The sequence below is a fragment of the Mycetocola reblochoni REB411 genome (assembly GCF_900163835.1).
Classification (GTDB): domain Bacteria; phylum Actinomycetota; class Actinomycetes; order Actinomycetales; family Microbacteriaceae; genus Mycetocola_B; species Mycetocola_B reblochoni.
Genome location: NZ_FUKR01000069.1, coordinates 1 through 2473, shown reverse-complemented (window position 1 = coordinate 2473; position 2473 = coordinate 1). Strand labels below are relative to the sequence as shown.

General features: G+C 63.7%; 3 protein-coding genes. All 3 read left to right on the top strand.

The window, feature by feature from the left end:
• Positions 1-202 precede the first annotated feature (202 nt).
• Positions 203-646 (top strand): hypothetical protein, encoded by a 444-nt coding sequence (locus tag FM119_RS11935; protein ID WP_087138382.1) that lies wholly within the window; start codon positions 203-205, stop codon positions 644-646.
• A gap of 257 nt (positions 647-903) precedes the next feature.
• Positions 904-1293, top strand: coding sequence for a hypothetical protein (locus FM119_RS11930; RefSeq protein WP_087138381.1), 390 nt, complete (start codon positions 904-906; stop codon positions 1291-1293).
• Positions 1294-1392: 99 nt separating this feature from the next.
• A complete protein-coding gene (locus tag FM119_RS11925; protein ID WP_179205328.1) occupies positions 1393-2352 on the top strand; it encodes an SseB family protein in 960 nt (319 codons plus the stop codon).
• Positions 2353-2473 lie beyond the last annotated feature (121 nt).

Below are 2473 nucleotides of genomic sequence, written 5' to 3'. Positions count from 1 at the left end.
TCGGTGATGGTGGTGTGCCGGGTTCTGTGATGCTTGATGTGCGTCCGGTGTTCGGGGCGGATCACCCGACGGTGCCGGAAGCGTTTGACGTCAGGTGGCGCATTGGCGATGGACTGACGAACTACCGGCCGTTCGAAAATAGGAGAGCTGCATTTTGATATCACCTGAGATTCCTGAGCGGTTCAGAGAGTTGGCGCTAAGTGTGTACGCGTTCATTCGTGATGGCGATGAATCGATCGAGCTGCATTGCGCGATTCTGAGCACCGTTGCGGACTACCGCATGTATGCGTTCCGGCCGGACGGACGCATTACGACAAACCGCGGCAGAGTCGATGATCGCGCCGCCGATCGAACCATCGCAACGCCGGCGCGTGCTTTGCGCGAGTTGATGTTCGAACCGGGTAAGGGGACGTGGTTTTCGGCTGTGGTGACGGTGACTGCTGAGGGTCGTGCGTCGGTGTCGTATAACTATGACGATGAGCCGCAGTTGAGTGTGCCGTTTGATCCGGTGGCGTACAAGATTGATTTCGAGAAGTTCCCTCGTGATGAGGCGCATACGCCGGAGTGGTTGCGGCAGCGTCTGGCGGAGGCGGTTGAGTTGAACAAGAAGCGTGCGGCGTTGCCGCGGGATCAGTGGTTCGACTGACAGGGGCGAGCGGTGGCCTCGTTGCTGTCTGAGCAGGGGTGTGGTTGGTGTCGCAACGGTTGGGTTCGGCCGTCGGTTGGTGAGCCGACGTACCTGTACTCCTTGCGTGAGCCGTACAACGTGCAGGTGTACTGCTGCTCGCGGTGCGGCACCTGGTGGGAGTGGAATCCGTGGGTGCAGCCCCGCATCATGACGCGGGAGGCGGTCGATGTGGGCGTGGAGTACCGGTTTGACATGCAGGATAACCAGGAGGAATCGTGACGGAGACCCCAGGCATCGACACGGAGGCGTACCTCGTGCAGGCTGGACGGTTAAAAGGCGGCGAGGTGAGCCGGGACGAGTTCTTCGACGGGATCCGGGGCTTGCGTTTTCTGTTGCTTGTCTCTGGTGACCCGCTGGTGGGGACCCCATCGCCGGTGGTTCTGAGTGACCCGTCGGGTGCGCAGCGGATCGTGGTCGAGTCCGGGTCACAGCCGAGCGCTGCTGCTCGTGTGAGTGCCACGCATGCTCTGACGCTGCGGTTCTCCGACATCGTTGCGGGGACGGCTGCTGGTGTCGGCATCCTGGTCGACCCGGCTGGTTCTGGTTTTGAGGGGGCGCCGGATGCTGTTGTTCGCTTGCATGAGCGGTGGACGTCAGCGGCGTAGCGGCGTCATCGCCGATGGGTGGGGCGGACATGTGTTGTGCAGGCGTTCGCGGGAGACGGACTTCAGACGACTACCCGGAGGAAAGCAAGGAATCATCCCGTGACCGAACGCCCAGACCTGATCGACGAACACTTCGAGCGCGCAATTGCGGTTGTCGACGAGTTCGCCACCGATATTGGCGTATTCGCTGCCACGTCAGCGGTGAAGTATCTCTCCACCGCGCGTCGTGAGCGTGCCGCGGGTATCCCGCGCCAGGCGCGAGCGCTTGACGTCGCCCGCGTCATTGCGGAGGCCGGCGGTGCGCTGCATCTTCCCGAAGCGGTTGATGCTGCGCTGGTGGATCTCGAGCGCGCGCAGCAGAACACTCCGAGCGGGCGCACACTCGATCGCGGCTTTGTGCGGCAGCTGGTCGAGCGTGAGGATTCCCAGCGCGGTGCGCTTCTTGCACGGCACGCCACGGATTTCGTGCTTGTCCCCAGTCACCGCTCACGTGCCGACGAACTGAGCGTCGTTGAGCTCAGCGATGCGAAGGGGAACCGCTACGTGCCCGCGTTCACTGGCCACGACCAGTTCGAGCTGTGGCAGGAGTCGCGTCAGGGGCACAGCGACGAGGAAATCATCACCACCGCCGTGCTGCTCGGACAGTTGGGTGAGCTTCTGGCCGCATCGTCCGCGGTCGCTGTCGTTGTAAATCCGATGGCCGAGAACTGCCTGCTCTCACGTCCAACGCTCGGCGTGCCCGCCGCACCGCAGTCGATCCCTGCGCAGACGCGTGTTGCATTCGGTGTGCCCGCGTCGGTGCCCGAGGGGCTGAGCGCGCTCGTGCGGTCGTTGATCACGGCGAGCGGAGTGGATGACGCGGCTATCGCCCAGATTGTGCAGGGCGAGGGCGCCCCTGAGATCGTTGTGGTCGTGTCCCATGACGGCGCCGGACAGGGGCTGGAACGGTTCGTTGAGGGGTTGCACGCGCAGCTCCCGGCGGGCCAGGCTGTTGGCGTGCTCGATGGGCGAACGGCGCTGGGCGCTCGAATTCTTGCCAGTGTCCCCGGGGAGCGGTAGTCCCGCGTCGCTTCCGCGGTGCGTGATGCGGAAGCGACCTGGCGTCTCAGCACGGTTGCCTCGTTGAGTGTTTATGCGGTTGAGGGTCGTGGCACGTTCTACACGAATGCGGACGGGCGGG